19 protein-coding genes (1 of these 19 cut by a window edge) are annotated in these 25,602 nt (G+C 38.5%); 5 read left to right on the top strand and 14 right to left on the bottom strand.

The window, feature by feature from the left end; all coding sequences use genetic code 11:
* Positions 1-115: 115 nt before the first annotated feature.
* From KF872_10630 to KF872_10620, 3 genes are all read right to left on the bottom strand, one after another.
* Entirely contained in the window at positions 116-1,945 is a 1,830-nt protein-coding gene (locus tag KF872_10630) for a tetratricopeptide repeat protein (GenBank protein ID MBX2903995.1), read from the bottom strand.
* A gap of 97 nt (positions 1,946-2,042) precedes the next feature.
* Positions 2,043-3,419 (bottom strand): tetratricopeptide repeat protein, encoded by a 1,377-nt coding sequence (locus KF872_10625; protein ID MBX2903994.1) that lies wholly within the window; start codon positions 3,417-3,419, stop codon positions 2,043-2,045.
* Between the two features lie 128 nt (positions 3,420-3,547).
* A complete protein-coding gene (locus KF872_10620; GenBank protein ID MBX2903993.1) occupies positions 3,548-4,057 on the bottom strand; it encodes a hypothetical protein in 510 nt (169 codons plus the stop codon).
* 401 nt (positions 4,058-4,458) lie between these two features.
* On the opposite strand from KF872_10620, the gene KF872_10615 reads away from it, so the two are divergent.
* Both KF872_10615 and KF872_10610 read left to right on the top strand, forming a co-directional pair.
* Positions 4,459-7,389 (top strand): PKD domain-containing protein, encoded by a 2,931-nt coding sequence (locus KF872_10615; GenBank protein MBX2903992.1) that lies wholly within the window; start codon positions 4,459-4,461, stop codon positions 7,387-7,389.
* 27 nt (positions 7,390-7,416) lie between these two features.
* A complete protein-coding gene (locus KF872_10610; protein ID MBX2903991.1) occupies positions 7,417-8,286 on the top strand; it encodes a hypothetical protein in 870 nt (289 codons plus the stop codon).
* Between the two features lie 79 nt (positions 8,287-8,365).
* Here KF872_10610 and KF872_10605 read toward each other — a convergent pair whose 3' ends face one another.
* Positions 8,366-11,632 carry a PKD domain-containing protein gene (locus KF872_10605; GenBank protein ID MBX2903990.1) on the bottom strand — a complete coding sequence of 1,089 codons (3,267 nt, stop codon included), beginning with the start codon at positions 11,630-11,632 and terminating at the stop codon, positions 8,366-8,368.
* A gap of 93 nt (positions 11,633-11,725) precedes the next feature.
* A complete protein-coding gene (locus KF872_10600; protein MBX2903989.1) occupies positions 11,726-13,186 on the bottom strand; it encodes a hypothetical protein in 1,461 nt (486 codons plus the stop codon).
* Positions 13,187-13,288: 102 nt separating this feature from the next.
* Here KF872_10600 and KF872_10595 point away from each other — a divergent pair, with 102 nt between their 5' ends.
* Positions 13,289-13,936 (top strand): T9SS type A sorting domain-containing protein, encoded by a 648-nt coding sequence (locus tag KF872_10595; GenBank protein MBX2903988.1) that lies wholly within the window; start codon positions 13,289-13,291, stop codon positions 13,934-13,936.
* Position 13,937: 1 nt separating this feature from the next.
* Here the strand turns inward: KF872_10595 and KF872_10590 are convergent, their stop codons facing one another.
* From KF872_10590 to KF872_10580, 3 genes are read right to left on the bottom strand one after another with little or no spacing between them, the layout of a single operon-like run.
* Positions 13,938-14,570 carry a hypothetical protein gene (locus tag KF872_10590; protein ID MBX2903987.1) on the bottom strand — a complete coding sequence of 211 codons (633 nt, stop codon included), beginning with the start codon at positions 14,568-14,570 and terminating at the stop codon, positions 13,938-13,940.
* On the bottom strand, positions 14,557-15,786 hold the full coding sequence (locus KF872_10585) for a DUF4105 domain-containing protein (protein MBX2903986.1): 1,230 nt from the start codon (positions 15,784-15,786) through the stop codon (positions 14,557-14,559). Before KF872_10585 ends, KF872_10590 begins: the two co-directional genes overlap by 14 nt.
* A gap of 1 nt (position 15,787) precedes the next feature.
* Positions 15,788-16,375 carry a YqgE/AlgH family protein gene (locus KF872_10580; protein MBX2903985.1) on the bottom strand — a complete coding sequence of 196 codons (588 nt, stop codon included), beginning with the start codon at positions 16,373-16,375 and terminating at the stop codon, positions 15,788-15,790.
* 113 nt (positions 16,376-16,488) lie between these two features.
* Between KF872_10580 and KF872_10575 the strand changes: the two genes are divergently transcribed.
* Complete coding sequence (locus tag KF872_10575) at positions 16,489-17,493, top strand: T9SS type A sorting domain-containing protein (GenBank protein MBX2903984.1); 1,005 nt, start codon at positions 16,489-16,491, stop codon at positions 17,491-17,493.
* Between the two features lie 64 nt (positions 17,494-17,557).
* A complete protein-coding gene (locus tag KF872_10570) occupies positions 17,558-20,149 on the top strand; it encodes a DEAD/DEAH box helicase family protein (protein ID MBX2903983.1) in 2,592 nt (863 codons plus the stop codon).
* Between the two features lie 140 nt (positions 20,150-20,289).
* Here KF872_10570 and KF872_10565 read toward each other — a convergent pair whose 3' ends face one another.
* The 6 genes from KF872_10565 to KF872_10540 all read right to left on the bottom strand — a co-directional run.
* A complete protein-coding gene (locus tag KF872_10565; GenBank protein ID MBX2903982.1) occupies positions 20,290-21,159 on the bottom strand; it encodes a sterol desaturase family protein in 870 nt (289 codons plus the stop codon).
* 76 nt (positions 21,160-21,235) lie between these two features.
* Positions 21,236-22,507: a tyrosine--tRNA ligase gene (locus KF872_10560; GenBank protein ID MBX2903981.1), complete on the bottom strand. Its 1,272-nt coding sequence runs from the start codon at positions 22,505-22,507 to the stop codon at positions 21,236-21,238.
* A gap of 24 nt (positions 22,508-22,531) precedes the next feature.
* Complete coding sequence (gene pruA, locus KF872_10555; GenBank protein ID MBX2903980.1) at positions 22,532-24,157, bottom strand: L-glutamate gamma-semialdehyde dehydrogenase; 1,626 nt, start codon at positions 24,155-24,157, stop codon at positions 22,532-22,534.
* A gap of 88 nt (positions 24,158-24,245) precedes the next feature.
* Positions 24,246-24,587 carry a phage holin family protein gene (locus KF872_10550; GenBank protein ID MBX2903979.1) on the bottom strand — a complete coding sequence of 114 codons (342 nt, stop codon included), beginning with the start codon at positions 24,585-24,587 and terminating at the stop codon, positions 24,246-24,248.
* 79 nt (positions 24,588-24,666) lie between these two features.
* A complete protein-coding gene (locus KF872_10545) occupies positions 24,667-25,338 on the bottom strand; it encodes an MgtC/SapB family protein (protein MBX2903978.1) in 672 nt (223 codons plus the stop codon).
* 33 nt (positions 25,339-25,371) lie between these two features.
* On the bottom strand, positions 25,372-25,602 hold the end of the coding sequence (locus KF872_10540; protein MBX2903977.1) for a ParB/RepB/Spo0J family partition protein. It continues 687 nt past the right edge of the window; the window shows 231 of its 918 coding nt (coding positions 688-918); its start codon lies beyond the right edge, outside the window — the gene reads right to left on this strand; its stop codon occupies positions 25,372-25,374.

The raw sequence follows: 25,602 nt of genomic DNA, 5'->3' as shown, positions 1-25,602 counted from the left end.
ATAAAAAGTAAGTTGTAGTGAAATTCTTTATTACAGCTAAATAGAACAATATTTAGCTAATAGAATTGCTAACGCAGCAGTTTGAATTGTATAGAAATAGAATAACAGCCGGAGTTTATTCTATTTTATGAGGCACAATAAATTTGAATGCAGAACCGCCTAGTGCGCTCTTTTCTACCCAAATTTTTCCATTCATATTGTCTATTATTTTTTTGCAGATGGCTAGGCCTATTCCCGTGCCAGAGAACTCATTGCGGGAGTGTAATCGCTGGAAGATTACAAATACTTTTTCGCGGTACTCGGCAGGTATGCCAATGCCATTATCTTCTATGGAAATTTCATGTGCTCCGCGGTGATTTTTACAGGTAATTTCAACTCGTGCTTTTTCACTCTTATTGTATTTTATGGCATTGGAAATAAGGTTTTGGAAAAGTTGCAGCATTTGCGTGCGATCGGCTTCTATTACAGGAAGTGAAGATTGTACTAAGATATCTGCTTTGCTGCGGGTTTCGGGTGCAAGGTTTTGAATAACTTCGTACACCACCAGGTTTAAGTTTACTTCTCTAAAATGCGACTCTACATTTATTTTTGAAATCTCTAAAATATCGTTGATAAGCGAGTACATGCGTTTGGTTCCGTCTAGCACAAAATCCATGTAAATGGCTTCGTCTTCAGAGAGTCTGCCTTTTAGTTTTTTCTCTAAGAGCGAAACATAGCTGCCCACCATGCGCAGTGGTTCTTTTAAATCGTGCGATGCAATGTGTGCAAATTGTTTTAGTTCGCGGTTGCTGCTTTCGAGCCGATAGGCGTAACGTTCTATTTCTGCATTTTTTTGGCGCAGTAGTTCGGCTTCTTTTTCTTTTTTATCTAGTTCAAATTTTGTTTGCGCATCTAAGATGGCTGCTGCTTTATCGAAGTTTTGATTTTCCTTCGATATTTCTATAAATTTTTTGAGGTATTCGTATGCCGATTCAAAATCGTTGAGTGCAGAAAATATTTTAGAAATGTAATCGTAGCAAGTATGTATTTCGTGTTTGGTGCCTGCCGACAAAATTAGTTTTTCAGCTTCTAGGAAGTTTTCTAATGCTTCGCGATATTTTCCCCAATCGAAGTATGCTTTGCCAATATGGATATGTGTGAAGCCAATGGCATTGGGCTTTCCGGTATCTTTTTTTAACTGGAGTGCTTGGTTTAAATACTGTAATCCTTTCTCAAATTCTTTGAGTTCTACGTGTGTGCTGCCTAAGTTGTTGTAGCAAACTGCCAGCATGTTTTTTTCGCCAATCTCTAACGCGAGGTCGAGCGATTTTTGGTAATAGTTGAGTGCAATTTCAAATTCTTTCCGTTTGGCGTAGTAAACTGCAAATGCGTTGTAGCATCGAGAAATGGTGCCTTTGTCGCCACTTTGCAAGGCATATTCCAATGCTTTGCCCAGGTACATTTTTTTTAGTTCATCGAATTGCGATAGGTCGTGTAATATGGCTAAGCCGTAGTAGGTGCGTGCAAGTTCTTCTATTATGTAATCGTTTTTTTTAGGAAACGCTTCCATAAGGCGCAGCGCATTAAGGTAGTATTCTTGAGATTTTAGGTAGATTCCTTTGTAGTAGAAAATCATACCCATTGTTTTGTTGATGCGTGCCGCAAGCAGTGGTTGCTCTTCGGCATTTACAGTGCTGAGTGCTTGCTGGGCAAGGTTAAAGGCTTCTTCGTTGGTGCCGTTTATCCAAAAGAGGAAGATGGCTTTTTCATGTATGGCTTCGGTTTTGTAAACTTGGTGGTTGTTGTTTTCTGCCCATTCGTTTACTTGTTCTATGAGTTCTTTTACAGCAGGGTTGCGCTGCTGGTTCATTACTCTAATTTGGTTGAGCAGGTGTTCAATATTATGCCAACCTCCTTGTGCGCTATCTGCATGGTTGGTAACCGCAAGTGTAGAATGTTTAACCATATCAGAGTTTTTTAGTTCATAAATTCTTCACAAAACATTTTACTTCTTATTGCACATACGAGTGGTGTTTAAAAAGGTTTCGTATAGGTAGGTGGTATTATTTTTTTATTACTTTTTGTTGAACAGATTGTTGAAGATTTTTGAGTGTTGTCCACAGTTGCATAGTGGTGTTGCAGATTTGTTGAGCTGTGGCTGTAGATTGTGCATGGCTTGTGGTGTGTTCTTTTAAAAGTAGCAGGCTGTAGCTGGTTATCATGCGTATGGGTTCGCGTAGGTCGTGCGAAGCTATATATACCATTTGCATTAGCTCGTTTTGTGCTGTTTCGAGTTTATGGATATAGTCTGATAGTTCGTGTTGTTTTTGGAGTTCAAATGCCGCTTCTTTTTCTTGTTGTTCAATAAGTAGTTTAGAGGCTTCTATGTTGAGCGATGTTTTGTAATCGAAACTGAATATCTCGTCTTTTAGTTGAACAAATAAGCGGTGGTAGCGGAGTGCTTCTTTGTAGTTTTTTTTGTGTGCATAGCTTTTAGAAAGTTGGTCGTATAAAGAATGTAGTTCGTGCTTGCTGTTTATTTCTTTTAGAAGTGTTTCGGCATGTTGGTAGTGTGTGATTGCTTCGTCAAACATTTGGTTGCTGTCTAGCACACTTCCCATATAGAAAAAGCTGGCTGCCATTCCTTTTTTGTTTCCTAATTGTTTGCGAATGGCAAGGCTGCGTTCTAAGTATTGCAGTGCATTGTTTATTTGCTTGAGCATGCCGTATTTATAGCCAATATTATTGTAGGCGGTTGCTAAGCCAATTAGGTCTTTATCTTCTTCAAAATACTGTGCTGCCTTTAAATAGTATTCTATGGAAACCGATTCGTTTTGTTGGGAGTTTGGATGGTGGTGTCCTAGCGCATTATAGCAGCGTGCTAAGCCTGATTTGCTTTGTAGTTGCGTGTAAATTTCAAGTGCTTTTTCAACGTAGTTTATGCTGCTTTCTTTGTTGATGAGGTTGGTGTGCAGTAGGCCTGTGTTGTAGTATAATTTTGCAAGGCTATCGAAGTCTTCGGTATTTTTTTCTCCTTTTTGTTCTAAGAGTTCTATGCCTAAAAGGTAATGTGGTTGCGCTTTTTCGTAATGGCCCATGAGGTGGAAGTTGGTACCCATGAGTGCTTGGTAGGTGGTTTCAAACTCGGTGTCAGTTTCGGCAAAATGTGTTTTGGCTTGGTTGCAGAGGTCTATAGATTGTTGAAAATTACCTTTTGCCATGTAGCAGTAATGTGCCTTTTCAAAAAGTATTTTTGTTTGAAGGCTTCTATTGGTTATTTCCGGTAGCAGAAGGTCTATTTCGGTTAGAATTTCGGCCCATTTTTGTGCATTATTTTTGCGCACATTACTACACTGCAAAAGCAATGATTCTGCCTGTTGGGCAACGTGTAAGTGTGGCATGTGCAAGGCGGCTGGCGCTGCCGTTTTTTTCGGCTGCATGTTTTGTTTTGGAATGGTTTTTCTGCATATACGAATAATTGGTCTATTATGTTTCTGCAATAAAAAAAAGCCGCTCAATTTTGTTTGAACGGCTTTTAAATTCACATAAAACCAAAACAAAAATTTATTTATTGCTCGAAGCGAAATACCATTGGATTAAATGGGTCGCTGCTGAGTTTATATACTACATTGCCGGTACTTTTTATGGTAGAGGTTTCTGGCTCTAATAGTATATTGATATCTACGAAAGATTGATTTTTATCTATGTTTTTGGCAACAAATTTTTTGTACCCGGGAATTTTAAATGTGATGCGGATAGGTTCTCCCAATTCACTTTTCTTTAATGCTAATGCATAGTTGCCGTTGCGATCTATAGAAGCCTGCATCAATTCATCTCCAAACTTATCTAAGTTAATTTTGGCCTTGCCAATTGGCTGCATGGTGTTGGCATTTAGAATTTTGCCCGATACAATTAAAACATTGGCATCGCTGCTGGCTTTAGCTGCTACTTCTTGTGCCGAACTGCTATTCCTCTTTTGGTGTATAGAAATGTTTACAGCTTCTTGTGAAAAAGTAGATACTGACAAGATGGCTAAGGCTGCCACAAGCCCCCAAAATTTGAATTCAGTTTGTTTCATGGTTTTTTATTTGAATTGTTAAGAAGAATATGGATGTTATTTTTACTTGCTTTTTATTTAGCGAAGATTTCTTTTTAGCGAAAATTCGCTATTTTTATTAGCTCTGCGAAAATAACGAATCGCTCGGATATTTATTGAGTATATGTGTCAAATTTTCCTTGAAAAATTGTTAATAAATTTGTGGGTAACTTGAGTGCCTCCCAAATTGAACCTGGCTCAATGGAATATTTATTGAAAATGAGTGCTACTTAGCAAGCAGTATATTTCAAGAAAAAGATATTGTAAAGTGAAGTACTATGTGTGGTGTTGCGGCAATAGGGGTGCTATTCTTTTTTTAAATTGATGCCAACGAATTTTTAAGTTTTAGCATTTGAGTTAGGCAAATCATTTACTTTTGTTTAGTGGTTAAGCAATTATCTTTTCTAATACTATTGGCGTTTGGGTGGGTTGGCGTTCGTGCTTCGCATTTGGTTGGAGGCGAGTTATATTACGATAACTTGGGGAATGGGAGCTATAATATCACATTAAAATTATATCGCGATTGCAATTGCTTGAATTGTGCAGGGTTTGGGCAGGTGGAGTATATTTCTATTTATACTGCAAACGGCACTTTATTGCAGCAGTTGGGTTTGCCGTTTCCGGGTTCGCAAACGCTTTCTTCTACTATTACAAATCCATGTTTGGTGGCCACCGATGTTTGTGTGGAGCAGGCTGTTTATACGGGTTCAGTAAATTTGCCTCCGGTAGCGGGAGGTTATACACTCATTTACCAGCGCTGTTGCCGCAATTCTTCGGTAAATAATATTTTGCAAGATCAAGGAGCTACTTATGTGGCTCAAATTCCGGGTAGCGATGTGGTTGCCAATAGCACCAATAGTTCGCCTCGGTTCAAAAATTTTCCTCCAATATTTATTTGTAATAATGCGCCTTTAGTATTTGACCATTCTGCAACCGACCCAGATGGTAATGTGCTGCGATATAGCTTGGCAGCGCCTTTTGATGGAGCTACATCTGCTTGCCCCGATCCAAGTCCTGCAACACAGCAGACTGGTTGCCAAACTACTCCATACCCTTATTCATCGGTAATTTATACAGGTGTATATGAAGAAAAAAATCCAATGAATAATCCGCCCAATACCGGAGTAATGCGAATAGATTCGGTAACTGGTTACCTAACGGTAACGCCTAATCAGCAGGGGCAGTTTGTGGTGGGCGTAAAAGTTGATGAATATAAAAATGGTGTGCTCCTTAGTTCTGTAACGCGCGATTTTCAATTTAATGTGGTGCAGTGCAATATCCCTATTGCCGAATTGCCTGCTACTTCTTTTGATCCGGCAACGGGTATTGGAATTTACAAAGTTGAATGTACCGGAAATTCAATTCCATTTAGCCCCATTGTATATAATCCCCCGCCCACTTCTACGCCTGTTACGGTAATGTGGGATTTTGGAGTGCAGGGTAGTACTACCGATACTTCTACAGCGTTAAACCCAACTTATACTTATGCCGATACCGGCACTTATTTAGTTACGCTTATTGTTCGTAAAGAAATAAATGGCGATGGCTGCTACGATACTACACGTGCTTTCGTAAAGGTATATCCTGTGTTTATTCCCGATTTTAATTTTGGTTTTAATGTGGCCGATACATGCCAAGGTTTTCCAACAGTATTGCAAGATGCCACCATTACCACCTCGGGAAATGTAACGGCATGGAACTGGGATTTTGGTGATGGCACTTCGAGCAATCAGGCAAATCCTGTAAAAACTTATGCTGCTGCAGGCTCCTTTGATATTACATTAACCGTAGAGAATGCCAGAGGGTGCAAAGGGGCTTCCACCAAAAAAGCAACCATATTTCCTAAGCCCGATGCGGACTTTTCGGCATCGGCAGTTTGTATCAATCAACCTACGGTTTTCACAGATGCTTCTTCTATTTCCGGAGGAAGTATTGTTACTTACGATTGGAGTTTCGATAATATAGGCACGTCCACGGCTCATTCACCTGTGTTTGCATTTCCTACTACAGGCTCAAAAACCATACGTCTTGCATTGGTATCGGATAAGGGATGCGTAGATACATTGGTGAAAACAGTGGCAGTAAATCCATTGCCCATTGTAAATGCTACTCCTAAATTAGTGAATTTGTGTCCGGGGAAAACAGCGCAGTTATTAGCAAATGGAGGCACAACGTATGTATGGTTTCCTTCTTCGGGATTAGATAATGCTTCTTTGCCTAATCCTGTATTAACTGCGGGCGATACTAGTATTACATATACGGTACAAGTTACCGATGCAAATGGCTGTATAAACAAAGATTCAATAAGGTTGGAAATTTATCCGTTGCCTACCATCGAAGCCGGAAGCGATACTTCTGTTTGCTTGAGTGCAGGGAGTTTTCGCGATAGTGTAATGTTGGTAGCAACCGGAGGTGTTACGTATGTGTGGTCGCCAGCTACGGGACTTTCTGATGCTACGGTTTTTAATCCGGTTTCGCGCCCGCTTGCCAACACTACTTATTATGTAACAGGTACAGATTTAAATGGTTGCTCTAATATAGATTCTGTAAACGTATATTTTTTAGACCCCAATTTGAATTTGATTCTTGAAGATGAAAAGCCGATTTGTGTAGGGCAGGAAGGCACTGTAACGGTGGTAGATCAAGGTTCTTCAGCCTATTTATGGATGCCTGCTAATTATGTTTCTAACCCTACAATTTTTAACCCGAAGTTTACTCCGCCCGTAACCACCGATTATGTATTGCGGATTACCAATTATTGCTATACCAAAACCGATACAGTTACTATTTCTGTTCTTGATTTGCCTGAAGTGGAGGCCGGAAATGATACTTCAATTTATCGCGATTTACCGGTGTTTTTAAATGGTACAACCACAGGTTCGGAGTACTATTGGTTTCCGGGAGATAATGTGGTATCGCCATTTAATGTAAGTACTTTAGCATATCCCGAAAAATCGCAATGGTATTATCTGTATGCGCTTAATCGTGCAGGTTGTGTGGCGGTAGATTCTATGTTTGTTACGGTAGTGCCATTCACGCAATTGCTTTTGCCAACGGGTTTTTCGCCTAATGGTGATGGTGTAAATGATGTGTTTAGAATTGTGCGCTCATTAAATATTAAAGAGTTAAAATGGTTTAGAGTATTCAACCGCTGGGGGCAATTGGTGTTTGAAACCAACCGTGTAGAAGCGGGCTGGGATGGGCAGTTTAAAGGTGAGCCACAACCTCTTTCAACCTATGTTTGGACATTGCGAGCCATTACTAAAGATGGCGAAGAAATTAATGAAAGTGGCAATGTTACTTTAGTTCGATAGTCTTTTTTCTTAATAAAATTTACTTGTATGAATTATTTGAAATGTGCTTTGGGTTTTTGTGTTGCAATATGTTTAAGTGCCAATACTTTACTCGCGCAAGACAATTTAGAAGATGTAGTGTACCTTAAAAATGGGAATATCTACAGAGGTATTATTATTGAGCAAGTGCCGGGTGAAAGCATAAAGATAAAAACCATTGGCGGCAATGTGTTTGGCGTGCAAATTTCTGATATTCAAAAGCTAACCAAGGAAGAAAAAATAGTATTGACATCGCCAACTTCTTCTAGCAGTTCCACTAGCGTAAGTAATACAAATAGCAGTGTAAATCCTGTAGTGAACGACACTATGGTAGTAAGAGTTAGGAAACCTTGGGAGCGTAAACGCGGCTACTTAATGCAAGTGAATTTTATTGCCGATTTCTTAGAGTTTGGCGTGCGTGTAGTAAATGGATACAAAATAAATCGCTACGCACAAATAGGAATTGGATTAGGTGTAGATGGTGTGGTTGGAGCACCACAAACAATTTTTAGAGGCGATTTTGGTGATTACTCCGGAGTGTTTTTTCCGGCATACTTATACTTTGGTGGTGAAATATTAAAGAAACGTTTTACGCCATATTATGCGGTGGAAGCCGGTTACGCATTTGCCCGCAATAATCACTATTTGCCAATGGGGAATAGTAGTGGCAGTATAAAAGGTGGCCCCATGGGCAGCGTTGGTTTTGGAGGAAGAGTACACATAAAGAAGTATTTCAATATCACCGTATTGTTTAACTTAAATGTTAAGAATATAGCGTTTGAAAGAAGTTATTATGAAACTCAAGGGCAAGTATATATTCAAGAACGAAGAAGGGAAACATTCTTTTTTCCGGGCGTGCGTTTAGGGCTTGGTTTTTAAAGTTATTGTATAGTACAAAAAAAAGCCGCACCGAAGTATATGGAAACTCCGATGCGGCAAACGTTTATCCCTTAAAAATTTATTCGGCAATCATCTTTCCTTTGCCGATGGTTTGGTTGTTCTGTTTTACTTCGTAAACATATACACCATGCGCCAAGTTGCCTGCTTGCAATTGAATTAGGTTTGTTGAGGAAACTTGTTTCAATACATTGCGTCCGGCAAGGTCGCATACTTCAATTTCAATTGGCTCATTCTCATTTGCGCCATTCACTAAAATATTGGTGAATGTTTTAAACGGATTAGGCGCAACCGAAATAGTAACATGTTGTGTACTAGGATCGCTTACATTCAATGTTACATCAATAGTGTTTAATGTAGTATTGGTAAGTACAGCTTCGTTGTAATCGAAATAAATAGCTGCACGGTTAGTAATTTGCGTGCCTGCTGCCAAATTGTTTTGAGCTTTTATTTTGTAGCTTACAAAACCGTGGCTTTCAGGTTCATTGTGGAAACTATCCGGCAACATAATATTGCTGAAGTTGAAACTTACTAAGCCACCTTCTTGTGTAATGTTACAGCTATGGCTTGCGTCTTTTAGTTCTAATGAGCTCCAATTGAGTGAAGCGCTGAGTGTATCTAAAATTACCACATTTATGGCAGGTGCGGTACCCGTGTTTTGGAAACGAATGGTGTAAACTAAATCCTGACCAACGTTGGCAATGTTTCCTTCTGGCGATACATGTTTATCGTTAGGATCGTAAGAGCCAACTACAGTTTGGTGTGTGGTATCAATATTGTTTACCAAATTGTTTTCGGTGCAAGAACCATTGGTGGTAAATTCTGCAAAACTAAAAATTGGTGTGCCTAGTTGTAGTGATGTTGGTACATTCAAGCGAGCTGTAAACGATTGATGTGTACCCGGAGCTAAAGCGCTTACATTCCAAGTAACGGTAGCACTTGTGTTGTTATAGCTGCTTTGTACAGGGCTGGCACTTTTGAAAGTTAAACCGGGTTCAAAATTAAAAGTAAGCAAGCCACCTGTTGTAACTCCGTTTAGGTTGAAAACCTTAACTGAGTAAATAGCCGTAAAACCTGGAGTTACGGTGCTAATAGGTGTTAGGGTAACGGCCACATCGCATTGGCTTTGCGGAACTTGGATGCCAAAATCGTTGCCGCAGTATTGTTGCCCAACGGTAGTAGCTACAACAGTATAGTTTGCAGGAGTGGCAGTATAGCCTGTATATGGCGATGCAGGTGTAAATGTGGCAGTATGGGTTCCGGCAGCTAAGTTGAAAATATAGTAACCGTTGTTATTGGTGTAAGCTGTATAGTTGCCAACTTTCACTGCTTGTCCTTGAATGCCCGGCTCGCCACTGTCTTTGGTACCGTTGGAGTTAGCATCAACATACACGTAACCGCAAATACTCACTCTTGTATTTTGGAATCCAAAATTTACACCACATAGGTTTTGGTTAGGAGCTAAGGTAATGCTGTAGCAAGATATACCTCCGGTTAGTCCATTATTTTGATTAACAGGAACAGTAGCAACCCAGCCGCTAGGTGTTCCCGAATTATTTACACGTGCACAAATTTGGTAAGTGCCGGCAGGCAGGTAGGTTTCCCATTTTCCGGTAAGTGAATCGCTGATAAGTGTTCTTTGCATACCGTTGCCACTAATGGTAATGAGCATGCTCATAGGCGATTCGTTGGCATCTAAAACGCCATTCCCATTTAAGTCGTTAAAGGTTACACCACAGAGTGTATCTAACGGTGCCGAAGGCTGATAAACATGACAAGAAGAAGCGGTACAGCCTGTAGAAACCTGAGTAACAGTTACACAGTAAGTTCCATAGTTATTTGTAACATTTATCGTTTTAGTAGTTGCTCCGGTATTCCAACTGTAAGTAAAATTACCCGGTATGTTTGGAGTAGATGCCTCCAAAACTGTTTGCCCGTTTAATGTAAGCCCTTGTGCAATACCAACGTTGAGGTTGCAAGGAGTAGTATTTTGAATAATTACTGTTTGGCAAAGTGAATCTCTACATGCATTATTTGCAGTGCTTATTACTCTATGGCAAACAGTGTATGTGCCGGGCGCAAGTGTTACGTTTGGGTTGGGCAGATTGCTGCCTGTGCCGGCTCCAAATGTCCAAAGGTGATCCCAACCTTGGTTAGATACAGATGAAGAAAAATGGGTTACTCCATTAGAGTCTGTTGCAAATTGAAATCCTGCATTTGCATAGCAAGGGTTGGCTTGTAGAACAGTACAAAATGAATCTTTGCAAGCAATAGAATTTGCGCTGCTTACCACATGGCAAATAGTAGTGCCTATGTAACTATTGGGGAATTTAATTTTGGGATTTGCAGTAGTGGCAAATACATTGCCGTTAGCATACCACTTGTGTATATAGTTGCTTATAGCTGTATTAGATGTAGAAAATTGAACGGTATCGTTTGCTAATATACTGTATGTGAACTCTCCATTGGCGCGGCAAATAGTTACCGATTTGCAGATAGAATCTTTACAGTTGCTATTGGGTTGCTCTACTTTTAAACAGAGTTGGTAAGTACCATCGGATATAGTATTTGGAATAGCAATAGTATATGAAGTATTATTGCCTGAAGATGTACCCACAGCTAATCCTCCTAATTTCCAAATGTTAGCATTGGCTGTTGGGTTGCCTCCGGTGGTAGTTGAGGTAACAACAATAGTATGCTTATTTGGTTGTGTAAATGTAAAATTGGCAGCAAGGTTGCAAGCTATGGTTCCGCCCGTAACGGTAACTAGTTTACAAACTGTTTTACTGCATCCAAAGCTGTCGCTTACTTCCACACACACATTGTAAGTGCCTGCTGAAGTGTAGGTATGAGTAGCATTTGCAGTAGTAGATGAAGTGCCATCGCCAAAGTGCCAAACATAACTAAGTGGAGGATAATTACTGCTAAAGGAAGGTGTAAAAGCTGCCGTAAGTTGTTGTGTGGTAACTGTAAAGTTGCCGTTTATGTAAGAAGGGCAGGTGTACACAATAGATTGGCACATAGAATCTACACACGTGCTACCATTGGTATTTTGTGCAGTAATAGTTAGGCATACATTGTAAGTGCCTGGTGAAGAAAAATACTGAGTTGGATTTTGTGCGGTACTGCTATTCCCATTGCCAAAACTCCAATCCCAGTTAGTAATGGTATAACCTGAAGCAGCGAATGAAGAGTCGTAAAACGTAAAGACTCCATTTGGGTTGGATGTTGCGTAAAACATTGCCTCGCAACTTGTTTGTGCTCGGAGCGCAATAGCAAAAAATGCTAATAGCGGCAGGAGCAATAGGTGTTTAATGTGTTGTTTCATAAAGCATAATTTTTAGTTAGCAAAAACTTTCGTTACCCAAATGTACGATATGTATCAAGTAAGTTTTCAAAATGTAACGCATATCTTACTTGTTTAAATAGATAATTTGTATAACTGTTCTATCTTTTGCTGTATCCATTTTTCATAGTTTAGTAGCTCATTTTCTACATCTTTTTCTTTGAACTTAATAATGAATTTTTGTGCATTTGCATTTGTTTTAGCATTGTTTTCGCTAAATGATTCAAGAATTTTTAAGAATTCATTATCGCGGTTGTTTTCTTTTTTTCTTAAAATGGTTGCAAACTCTTTTCTTACCTGTACAAGCCTGTTTTTAAATACCTTTTTATCACCACTTTCGTATTGCATAATAAGCTCTGCAATAGCTATTTTAAGTTTAAAAATGGATGATGCATTTTGGTAACTATCGTTTAGATATAAGCGAACCAATTGCCTGATGGCTTCGTTAAATCTTTGTTGTTCAAAAAGCAGCGTAGATTTATTTAAGAGAATAAATTGTTCGTAGTAGCTGTTTTTTAATTGTTTCATGGTCTTGTCTAACTCATCCAATGCTTTGATGGCTTTATCTAAGTTAGTTCTAGAATAGTTGATGTACAGTGCATTGTAATAGAAAAAAATATACTTGGAGTAGTACAGTTTATTAAATGCGTGTGCTTCTTTTCCAAGTACTTCGGCTTCTGCCAAAGACTCATTGTATTTTTCGTTTCTAAAGAGAGAATTGATAAGATACACTTGCATTTGTAGTTTAGTGTCGTGGTTGTTTTTATCGAACCACTTATTTTTTGTAAAAGTGGCAATGGTGTTATTCATAAACTTTTCTAACTGCAAGTAATGGTGTGTTTGCAATAGTTGCTGGCTTACGGCTCTGTATAATTTTGTTTGAAAGGTTTTGCTTGTTTTTAGAAAGTTATCGCTGCTGAACTCTTTAATAGATTTATCTAATAGCTCTAATAGTGCGGTAGGTTTTTTTCCAAATGTTTGCGATGTTTTTAATCGGTAGATTACCGCTGCCAGTGCTTGATCCATGGCGCGTAGCCTGTTAAGGTGAATGGCGTTTTCTTTTTGCTTTCGTATATATTCTTCGGGGTTTATTTCAGAGTAATCGTTGGAGAGTGTAATATAGCTCGAAAATATCCAGTCTAGTATTTCTAAGTTTTCAATGGCTGTAGCTTGTTTTTCGGCACGTTTTAGAAAGTAGATAGAAAGTGAAAGGTTGTTTTTAGCTCTAAAGATATTGAAGAGCATTAGCTCTCTAAATAAGCTATTGGTATTTACTTTTCCGGTGTGGAGCAGTGCCAGTGCATCGCATACATCTTCTTGTAGTCTGTTCTTTAATCTGTAAAAAGCATTTATTTCTGCGTAAGAAAGTTTTTGTGCTGCTTTAGTGTTGCTAAAGTCTTTTGGATGAGCTTTAATATAGTTGAAGAGTTGTGCATCTTTCCTTTCTTTTCCAGTATCAATACGCGATAAATAAATTTTAAAATGCCTTATCTCTTCTTTAGAAAGTGAATATATAATTTCTTGAAGTGCCTCCATTTTTTAGCTTTGAATTGGTAAGATTACTTAAAATTCCTTATATGCTTATTGCAACTATATGGTAGCTTTAGGGTACTTTAATTTTAAAATGGAATTACTGCCATGAAAAAGTTCATACTTAGTACACTTGCTTATTCTGCCGTGATGGTGCTTTGCGCACAAGTTAATTTGCAGATTTCCATAGATCCGCTTACATCGCAACCTCCGTTTAGGGTAAAGTATGGCGATTCTATCAGTTATTCTATCGAAGTTTTAAATACCGATTCAGTAGTATTTGCAGGTAGTACATATATTGGCTTTAAAGGTTCTAATACTGTAAACTACGATAGTGTTTCATTGGGTATTTTGCAGATTGCACCCGGCAGTTCTGTGCAAAAAGTAATTCAAATAGATGTAAAACCTGCTTATTTCAAAACGGGGCCTGAAGTGGTAGTGGTATGGCCAATTTTTGATGGTAAAGCAGGGAATGAAGTTGCCGATTTTATTCTTGTAAAGGATGTAGTGAATGGTATGAACGATGTGGAGGAAGTGCAGCATCCATATTTTATTTCAAGCAATATTCTGCAATGTATGGAGTGTATTTCTGCTGTTAAACGGGTAAGAATATTTGATTTGGCGGGGCGTATAGCTTCTACAATAAACTATCCTGCTATTCCACTCGGATTAGAACATGTAACTAAAGGAATGTATATAGTACAAGTAGAGGATGAGCAGGGAAAATACCAAGTATTAAAATGGTGGGTGCAATAGTTTATACAACTATTTGTTGCAGTGCTTGGCAATTGATTTCATGTGCGCCATCAAATTCAATAAGGTGTAGATTTATTTCACCAAATACATCATGGAGGGTGTTGGGAGCAAATGCGGGTAGTAATGGGTCTTTAGTGCCATAAATAAAGTAACATTTGGTGTGGTGCAAAAAAGCAGGTAGCGGTTTAGTTTTTAGCTCGTATGCCAATTCTCCGGCATACATAACTAGGCAATCGGGTGCAAAATTAGAAAGGTGAAGCCAGCGCGTAAGTGTTGCCACACCTTGCGAAAAACCAAGCACAATTACTTTGGTAGTAGTGCGATTGATATTAAGTTGCTTTACAAGCGTATTAAGATAATGATGGTTGTCTTGTATATCGTGTTCGCGCGCTTCTTTTGTCATCCAAGTGGCGCCAACATTTCCACTGTAGCCTTTTGTATAGAATCTATTCAATGCTTCCGGTGCTACTATAAATTTATCATTGCTGGCAAATGGTTCAAAGTGTTGGAGAAAGGTTGCAGCAAGTTGTGCAAATCCGTGCAATACAATCCAAACCTCTTTAGTGTTTTCGTTTAAAGAACCTAATGTGAAATAGCGTGCAGTACGTTGTGTATTCAATTCATGTTGTTTCATTGCTTATTTTTTTTTGTAGTAAGTAAGCACTAAACCATGCACGGTATGCTAGCACAACAATTAGCAATATAACTGCAATATGAAAAGGTTGTGGTAAAACAAAATGCAGTATCAACAAACCAAGCAGCCACACTGCACTTATGTGGAGCCATTTAGTATTGAAGGTTGCCATCTTTTTAGAGAAGAGTAAAAAGGAAAGTGGTAAGAATAACGGCATTGCCCATAATACATTTAAATTTTTGGGTACTGAATAATGCTCTGTGAATGCCCACATACATAAGAAAAATACTCCCAATAATCCGGCAGAGAAGAACAAAAGAAAGTCGAAGATGGTAGCAGATTTTTTTAATCTATATTCTATTGCAGAAAGCACTATTGCTGTGGTAAGTAGAAGCAATATGCAAAACACCGGAGTGAATAATGAATCGGGTGCAGCCGCAGGAGGATACTGCAATAATACATGCGATTGGCGCACCAATGGCGAGGAGTTGCTGCCGTTATTTAAGACTGCTTGTTTAAATGTTTTTTGTAGAAAATCAGGTAAGAAGGCCTGTATTCGTGGTGTGGCGTTTACATCGCAGGGCAATCCCAAGATAAGGTAGAAACCCAATTGCACCCAAGGGCTGTTGGAAACATATAAATCGAGCATTTGGCGCAAGCTTTTTGTGCTATCGAACCCGGCATAGTTAAAGTGGATTTTCTGTTTAAGTTCTTGTTCAAAAACATCGCGAATTCTGGTAGCGCAATTGTCAAAGAAAAATTCATATCGGTAGTTGCGATTGGCAGGTTGAGCATTATCTACAAGAAAGAGGAAAATGTGCTGTTTCTCTTCGTTCGTTAAGTTTAATACATCTTCGGTTACACTTCTTTCTTCGTATTCATACATTTGCATAAAATCGCTGAAAGAGCCTACATCCAGCATGTATAGCAAGCGTCCTCTTACAAAGTTTACATAGAAATTGGGTTGATTAAAATCAAATGTTCCATAGTTAAAAACAATATCAATATCTTGTTTAAAGTCGTGGATACGAATGCCACTATGCCCAAATGCAGAGTAAAGTTCACTACCGGGCGCTACCGTAAGAAGCGAAATTTGTGAAGAGTCTGAAAGTTGTATTGCCCGCGCAGGTTGAGTTAAAAACAAGATAATAGCCAATACCGAAAGCATTGTCTGCCGCAAGGTAGCATCTAAACTGCGTTTCTCTATTTGCTTCATGTTAGTTTAAAATAGGATTTTCTGGATAGCCTGCCATAGTTTCATAAATACCACCCATGTTTCGCAATACATCGCGCCAAATAGTTTCTTTATATTGAAAAACATTAGGAGCCTCTACCTGCGAAATTATCCACGAATTGCTCTCTAACTCTACCTGTAATTGCTCGGCTCCCCATCCAGAATAGCCAATGTAAAAAGCAATATCATCGGACTGTACATTATTATTTTCTATCAGCAATTTTATTTGTTCAAAGTTGCCTCCCCAAAAAAGTCCATCAGCCAACTCTACACTGCCTTCTATTTTTTCGCCCAAGCGATGCAGGAATTGCATGGTATCGGTTCCCACAGGACCGCCTAAGTAAACCTTACCTGCAAAAGGCGGCAATGATGGTACCACTTCATTCAGTTGTATTTTTACAGGCTTGTTTAGTATTAAACCCATAGTGCCGTTTTCTAAATCATGCTCACAAATAAGCACCACGGTTCGGCTGAAATTTTCATCTAACATAAAAGGCTCAGACAGCAACAATTTGCCGGGTGCCAATATCTTCCCTTTTTCGTTCTCGTAGCTCCAAATATTCTTACTCATTGCGATAAACGTATTTTAATTTGTGCGAAAAGCAAACTCATTTTTCTAACAAAAAGTTAGTGATGTACAAAATGAAGGTTTGCAGCATTGCAAGAAAATTGCAGTTTTACAAAATGTTTAATCGTGCAATTTCTTTTATACTTCTCTTTATTGGATTGGCAATAAGTGCGCAGGCACAAAATTATGTACGTTTTAGTAAAAGTGTAGATTCTGTTTATGAATCTTCGCCTTACGGTTATATTTATGTGGAGTGCAACAATACTACGGCAGATACTTTTAATGCTTTTGTGGTGCTAAACCAAAGCCAAACCAATGTGGTGGCATTCGAAGATTTTTTCTTTAGCAATAAACCTATTGTGGTACCTCCGGGCTTTCAGCGCGATACATTTAAGTTTGATATTTACGATAATGAAGATTACGATCCGGGTAAGAAGGCCGTATTTACAATAATAAATATCGAAGACACTTCATTTATTACTGCAGATACAACTATGGTGTCGGAAATTTTAAATGACGATTCTTTTAAAATTTCTTTTGTGGGGGCGGGGAGAACTGTGGTAGAAAACGATACCACCATTTTTATTCGTGTTGCTACTAATGGAATATCAGATAGCGTAACTACTGCCAAAGTAAAGTTAGATATGGGCAATGCCGTAAAAGGGAAGCACTTTTTATTTAATGATACTACCATTTCTATTGCTGCATTAGCGCGCGATACGGCTTTAATTCCGGTAGTTATTTTAAACGATACAGTAGTGGAAGCAATGCGCGAAGCCAATTTTACTTTATACGATGCTACTAATAATGCAATATTGAATGTAAGGGGCTTTACACTCACTATTCGCGATGATGATTTACAGCCAAGTGGTATAATCGAAAATTATTTTTCTATGATAAAGGTGTTTCCAAATCCTGCTGTAGATTTTATTCAAATTGAAAACATGCCGGAGCAGGCAACTATTCAGGTTTTTGATTTAAGTGGCAGTTTATTAAAAGAAGTTGCTGCGCTTTCTGTAAGCGAAAAATTGTCGGTACAGGAATTGGCAGATGGCGTTTATTTATTGAAAATAAGTAGTGGCAGCCAATCTAAAATAGTACGGGTTGCAATTGCTCGATAGTTGTATGCCATTTTACGGACGACTGTGCTAAATTCAACATATACAAGCAGACAGACGAATAAATATGGAGCTAAAAGAAATCAGACAAATTGTTGCAGAGATTCTGAGCGACATTAACAAAAACCAATTCAACCTGACTTATAGAAGATACGATACTTTTTTTGACAGAATTGGTATGACTTATAGGCGGAAGTTTGACATTCTTGCAAAGTTTGACCGACAATTCAAAAATCACAATGTAACACTTTGGGCAGGAAAAGAACCTGTAAAAAAATTAGAACAATTTCGCAAAGGAGAAACAATTACTTTTCGCTTGTCTGACATTTCCAAATCAACCGTCAACCATCAAGAAGTTTCAAACAATAATTCAACTTCTACAAAAGTAAAATTCAAACACGCAGGAACTATAACCATTGAACAGTCTGAAAGTGGCATTGAACCTTATCCACATCAAGAAGAAGCATTTTACAATCTGCAAAAAGAGATTATCAAGTCAAACAAAAATCCATTTGCAGGGCTTTTAGTTTTACCAACCGGTGGTGGAAAAACCTTAACTGCCGCTCATTGGATTTCAAAAAACATTCTTGACAAAAACAAAAAAGTGCTTTGGGTTGCTCACAGACACGAATTGTTGGAACAAGCACAAAAAACGTTTGCCGAAAAATTGGCTTTCAAAGACATTTTTGCGAACAAACAAAGTTTCAGTTATCGTATTATTTCAGGCATTCACGACAAACCTGTTCACATTAAACAAACGGACGACATCATTATTTCAAGTAAAGACAGTTTGAACGCAGGTTTTGACCATTTGTATAAAAATTGGATTAAGAACAACACTGACGAAATATTTTTGGTGGTGGACGAAGCCCACCACGCCACAGCAAAAACGTATCGCAAACTCATTTCAAACCTAAAAGAAAAAGTATCACAATTCAGAATGTTAGGTTTGACCGCAACACCTTTCAGAACTGCGGAAGATGAACAAGGTTTGCTGAAAAAAGTTTTTCCAGACGACATTATTTACAAAATAGATTTACGGACTTTAATCCGTTTGGGAATTTTATCCGAACCGCATTTTGAAGAAGTAACAACAGGACAAAACATTATTGAGCAGTTTGATTTGACCGATGAACAAATCAACGAACTCAATTCAAAATTTGGCGACTTCAACACAATTTTGGGCGAAAACATTTCAAAATCAATCGCTACCAATAAAGAAAGAAACTTGACAATCATAAATCGTTACATTACTCAAAAGGCAAAATACAAGCAAACTATTGTGTTTGCATTAAATGTGGACAATGCCATTGCATTAAACGCATTGTTCCGTGAAGCAGGTGTAAAATCGGATTATGTTCTTTCTTCAATAAAAGACATTGCCACAGGCGTAACGCTTTCAAGCAAAGACAACAAAAACAAAATTGAACAATTCCGCAAAGGTGAATTGGAAGTTTTAATCAATGTAAATATTTTAACCGAAGGAACTGACGTTCCGAATGTGCAATCTATTTTCTTGGCACGACCAACCATTTCAAGCATTTTAATGACACAAATGATTGGACGTGGTTTGCGTGGACCAAAAGCAGGCGGCACAAAAGACGCTTACATTGTCAGCTTTATTGACGAATGGCAAAACAAAATTTCGTGGGTTAATCCTGAAAAACTGTTCATTGAAGATAACATTGACTTTGAAGATAAAACCGCTGAAGTCAAAAAACAAATCATTCGTCTTGTTGCTATCAATAAGTTGGAAGAATTTGCCATTCTCAATAATCAAATCATTGAACCGCAAATAAGAGAAGAACTTGAAAAATTGGATTTCATTGAACGTTTTCCAATCGGCATTTATCAATTCAAGTTTTTGAAAGAAACAGAAAATGAACCAGTGGAAAGACATTGCGAAGTATTGGTGTATGATAACATTCAGCAATCATACAATGACTTTGTAAACAGTTTGCCAGCAATTTTTGCAGAATATAAGTTAGACAAAAAGGATTTTTTGACTGAAGCAGAATTGGATAAATACGCAAGCATAATTGAAGATGAATTTTTTAACGGTTGTTTGAAATATCCTGCGTATCACGTTCAAGACATTAAAGACATTTTGCAGTATTATGCCATTCAAGACCAAACACCACCATTCATTGAACTGAAAGAGAGAGAAAAATACAACATTGACGAAATTGCAAGGGAAATTATTGAGAAAGACTTGGGCGAAAGAGCACAAGCAGAAATGATAAACCAAACTTGGGAAAGTAATGAAATTGCTTGGGAGACATTTTTCAACTTTGACAAAAAGAGCTTTTTACGAGAAGTCAATTTAGCCAAAACAAAATTCTTGCACCCAGAACTTTACGCAAGAAAATCGGTTGTTCCAAAAGACGAAAAAGAATTGAGAGAATTAGAAAAACTTAATCTTTATGAAATCAAAGAAACAAATCCTGAATACGGCAAATGGCTTTCAGACCAAGTTTATAAAAAGTTCACCGACCAAGACGGCTTTTATTTTAGTGCGACCAAAAACTATAAAAGCAAAAACAAATTGGACTTTCAAATTGACCATATCAAACCAATGCATAATGGCGGTTTGACAGTTCTTGACAACTTACAACTATTGACAAGAAGCGAAAATGCCAAGAAGGGAAACAAAGAATGATGAACAAAAAGCGGCATACAACATCGTATTGGCAATAGGCGGGTGAAGTGCTTGTTTGCAAGTTTTTGCTATATTTAAAAGGTAGTTCTTCGGTTTGGGTTTTGTGCTAAAAACCCGCCACATCACCAAGCCTAGAACAGTTACTTTTTTATAGATTGGCGTAGTGTTTTGGCTCTCAAATCGGGACCATCGTGGCTCCAACCCGGAGGCATAAATAAATAGCGTAATTTATCGGCAAAGGTGGGAGCACGTTTTATATCCTTCCAAATACTTTTGTATTCGTGCGACACAATTACAAGCGGATTGGTAGAATGTATATTGGTAGTTAAGCCATAAATAGGTTTATCGTTTTCGTTTTCCGGACAAAAGGTGCCGAATAGTTTATCCCATATTATTAAAATGCCTGCATGGTTTTGATCTAAATACCTAGCATTGCTGGCATGGTGTACTCTGTGGTGCGAAGGTGTATTAAAGAACCATTCAAACCAATTGGGTAGTTTTCGTATAATTTCGGTGTGTGGCCAAAATTGGTAAATGAGCGAAATGCTCATCATCATTAAAATCATAAGCGGATGAAAACCAACGAGCGGCAACCAAAACCACCAGATATATTTATAGAGTAGCTCTGTCCAGCTTTGGCGCAATGCAGTGGCTAAATTTAGCGATTGCGATGAATGGTGTTGCACGTGTGCTGCCCATAAAATTCGTATTTCGTGGCTAAGCCTATGGTGCCAATAAAAGGTAAAATCATCTGCAAAGAGAATAAGCAGCCAACTCCACCAGTGCCAGCCAATATCAAACAATCTATATTGAAAGAGCCATGTGTATAGTGCAAATGCCAAGGCTTTCATTAAAATATTTACAACCAAAGAGCCAAGCCCCATGGCAATGCTGCTGAGGGCTTCGCCTGTGTTGTAAAGGTGGCGTTGTTCTTTCCAGTTTACGTATAACTCAATTCCAATTAGAAGTAGAAAAAAAGGAATGGCATAAGCTACCGGTTCTTGCTCAATAGGTACTGCTTGGAAATTAAGCGTTAATAGCATGGCACAACTTTTATACGAATATAGATTTATTGCAATGCTTGATCTATTTTACTTTTAAGAGATAGTAGTTCTTTTTCCCTTTTTGTATTACCAAGTATTGATTGTTTAAGAGTTTATTGGTGTCGGTAACGGTATCTACAGTAATTTTTTCTTTATTAACGCTTACTGCATTTTCCTGTAAGCTTCTTCTTGCTTCGCCTTTGGATGCAAATACTTTTGTGTGTTCGCCCAATACTGTAACCCAATCGCTGCCACTTAATTGGTCTTTAGAAATTTCATACGTAGGCACTCCTTCAAATACTTCTAAAATATCTCTTTCGCTTAGTTGCAAGAGTGCTTCGGTGGTAGATTTTCCAAATAAAATTTCCGATGCTTCCTTGGCTTTAGTTAATGCATCTTTGCCGTGTACGCGCGTAACAATTTCATCTGCCAATGCTTTTTGTAAAGTGCGCAGGTGCGGAGCTGCGGTATGTTCTTTTTCTATGGCTTCTATGGCTTCTTTTTCGGCCAGCGAAAATATGCGAATTACTTTTGGAGCATCTTCGTCTGCTATATTTAAGAAGAACTGGTAAAATTTATAGGGCGAAGTTTTTGCGGCATCTAACCAAACATTTCCCGATTCGCTTTTGCCAAACTTGGTGCCATCGGCTTTCATCAGCAATTTGGTGGTAAGAGCAAATGCTTCGCCTCCTTCTTTCTTGCGAATAAGTTCAGAGCCGGTAACAATGTTGCCCCATTGGTCGCTTCCTCCCATTTGCAGTTGTACGCCTTTGTTCTTCCAAAGCCAGTAAAAATCGTATCCTTGAATAAGTTGATACGAAAGTTCGGCAAAGGTCATTCCATTTTCTAATCGGTTTTGAACGCTGTCTTTTGCCAGCATATAATTTACGGTAATGTATTTTCCTGCTTCTCTAATAAATTGTAGAAATGAAAAATCTTTAAACCAGTCGTAGTTATTTACAATAGTAGCTGCATTATTGCCTGAAAAATCTAGAAATTTTTCCAATTGCTTTTTCTGGCATTCTAAATTGTGTATCAGTGTTTCTTCCGAAAGAAAATTGCGTTCCAAGCTTTTTCCGCTCGGATCGCCCACCATGCCTGTTGCGCCACCCACCAAGGCTACGGGTTGATGTCCGCATTTTTGAAAATGCAGTAAGGTCATTACTTGAACCATATTGCCAATACCGAGCGAATCGGCTGTAGGGTCAAAACCTATATAACCTTTTACACTTTGCTTCTGCAATAATTCTTCCGTGCCGGGAATAATGTCGTGTAACATATTCCGCCATTTCAATTCTTCAATAAAATTTTTCATGTTCTTATTATATGGAATAAAGTATTATCCTAAAAATGGATAGCGATAATCAATGGGCGGCACAAATGTTTCTTTTATAGTTTGTGGCGAAACCCAGCGCAGTAAATTTATCATACTGCCGGCTTTATCGTTGGTGCCGGAACCGCGGCTGCCGCCAAAGGGCTGTTGTCCGACTACTGCTCCGGTAGGTTTATCGTTTATATAAAAGTTGCCTGCTGCATTTTTTAAATGCTGTGTTGCATATTCTATGGCATATCGATCTTGTGCAATAATGGAACCGGTTAGTGCATACATAGATGTAGTGTTTACCAATTCTACGGTTTCTTCAAATTTATTTTCATCGTAAACGTAAACCGTAAGTACAGGGCCAAATAATTCTTCGCACATGGTAACATAATTAGGGTTTTGGGTAAGTATTATAGTTGGCTCTATAAACCATCCTTTTGTACTGTCGCAATTTCCTCCGGCAATAATTGTTGCATCGTTGGCCGTTTTTGCTTGTTCAATGTATTCCGATAGTTTATTGAAACTCTTTTCGTTTATTACGGCATTTATGAAATTACTAAAGTCTTCGGTGCTTCCCATTTTAAAAGTGCTTACATCTTGCAATACTTTTATTTTTACTTCTTCCCAAATATTAGAAGGAATATAAGCACGTGAGGCGGCAGAGCATTTTTGTCCCTGAAACTCAAAAGCACCGCGCGAAATGGCTGTTGCTACTACGTTGGCATGAGCACTTGGGTGTGCTAAAATAAAATCTTTACCTCCGGTTTCGCCCACAATGCGCGGGTAGGTTTTATAGAGATGTATGTTTTCACCAATGGTTTTCCAAATGGTTTGAAAAACGGCCGTAGAGCCTGTAAAGTGAATGCCTGCAAAATCGCGATGTTTAAATATTACTTCGCCTGCTTCCGGCCCATCGGGGAAAATAAGGTTTATTACACCATCGGGCACGCCCGCCTCTTTAAATATTTTCATGAGCACGTGTGCAGAATAAACTTGGTCATCGCTGGGTTTCCATACAACCACATTGCCCATTAAGGCGCAACTGGTGGGCAAATTTCCTGCAATGGCAGTAAAATTGAATGGTGTAAGTGCAAACACAAATCCTTCCAATGCGCGCCATTCGGTTCGGTTCCAAATTCCTGCGGCACTTTGCGGTTGCATGGCATAAATTTGGCTCATAAAATGTACGTTGAACCTCAAAAAATCTATTATTTCGCAGGCAGAGTCTATTTCTGCTTGAAATGCATTTTTGCTTTGTCCAAGCATGGTTGCTGCATTCAATTCATCGCGATATGGCCCGGCAATGAGTTCGGCTGCTTTTAGGAAAATAGAAGCGCGTTGTTCCCATGCTAAGTTTTCCCATCTTGCTTTGGCTTGCAGTGCAGCGTTAATGGCAAGTGTTACATGTTCTTTTTTTCCTCTGGAGAAAGTGCCTAAAGTATGGTGGCGCTCATGTGGCGGATGAATGCTTATCTTTTCGTTCGTAAAAACGTCTTTCCCGTTTATTACCATTGGTATATCGCGGAATTCGCTCTTGAGTTGTGCCAACTTCTGTTGAAGGCTGCCTCTTTCCGCACTTCCAGGAGCGTAACTTTTTATCGGTTCATTTATAGGAACAGGTATAGAATAAAATCCTTTCATAATCTTTTATTGAAAAGCAATAATAAAACTCTTTGCTAATTTGCTAGAGCTATGCCGAAACAGTGCGTGAAGTTGAGCTATGTAACTAAACTTATGCCAAGAGCCACGCTAATATCGTGTTTATGAATGTCATAACCAATGAAAATGCAATAGCCCACCACCAACCATCTACTTTAAAGTTATTACCAATTAGCCATGCCGCTATTTTTATTATGGCAGCATTGATAACCAATAAAAACAGACCTACAGTAATAAACGTAATAGGAAATGCAAAGAATTCCATAATAGGTTTTATGTACGTATTTAATAAGCTCAGCACAAGAGCTACCACAATTGCGTATTTAAAATCTTTTAAATGAATGCCTCTTAGTAGGTAGGAAGCGCCAAAAACAGCTACTGCATTCAATAGTATTTGTACAATGAAATTTCTCATATCAATTTGTTTTAGTTAGTTCTTGTTATCGTAAAATATGACACTAATGTATCTAATGTGCGGAAATACAGTACTTAAATTATTGCTCCCACGAAATATGCTGAATAGTAGATTCTTGTTGTAGCAATATAATGAAAGCATCAAGTTTTTCGTTAGGTGCAAAATCAAGTTTAAGTTCGTATGTTATATCACCGCCTTGCTTTTGTAAAGAGAACGATTGTATTTTCAAACCATTACCTTCAATCAATGAAAAGAGATGATGGGTAAAAGCGGTATCAGTAGTACTGGTAATTTTCAAAGTCCGTTGTTGGAATTTCTTTGAATACAATTGTTCCAACGGCTGAAGCGCCCAAAGAATTATCAAAGCCGCCACCGTAGTAGCCACTGCTGCAAAATATAACCCTCCGCCAATTGCCAAACCAATGGCAGCAACCGTCCATAAACCCGATGCTGTAGTTAAGCCGTGTACAGTACCTTGTTTAGAAAACAAAATGGTTCCGGCTCCAATAAAACCTATGCCACTAATTACTTGAGCCGCTATGCGCGAAGGATCTAAAGCAACATCTGGAGTGCCCAAAACATCTTTGAAACCAAATGCAGATACTATCATAATTAGGCAAGCGCCTACGCATACCATCATGTGTGTACGTAAGCCGGCAGCCCAATGCTTTCTTTCCCTTTCTAAGCCAATTAACGCTCCTAAAAAAGAAGCCAACGCCAACCGTAGAAGTATCTCATTCCAACTAAGCATATATCTAGGATACGAAAGTTAGTGTAATAGCTTCTATTGCGTAAAAATTTCTTTTAGTCTTTCTAAATCGGTAATAGAATAGTAGCTTACCACAATTTCTCCCTTTTCGGTTGTAATAGGTTTAATGGTAACTTTCGTACTCAATGCACTAGTAAGTTCATCTTCTAATTTCTTAAAGTGCCCGGCTGGCTCAACTAGTTTTTTAGCTGCTGCCTTTTTAGGCGCTTTATGCTCAGAACTGCGCACCAATTCTTCTGTTTGGCG

It is taken from the genome of Chitinophagales bacterium, assembly GCA_019638515.1.
Taxonomy (GTDB): Bacteria; Bacteroidota; Bacteroidia; order Chitinophagales; family LD1; genus UBA7692.
This window is presented reverse-complemented; position numbering and strand designations above follow the sequence as displayed.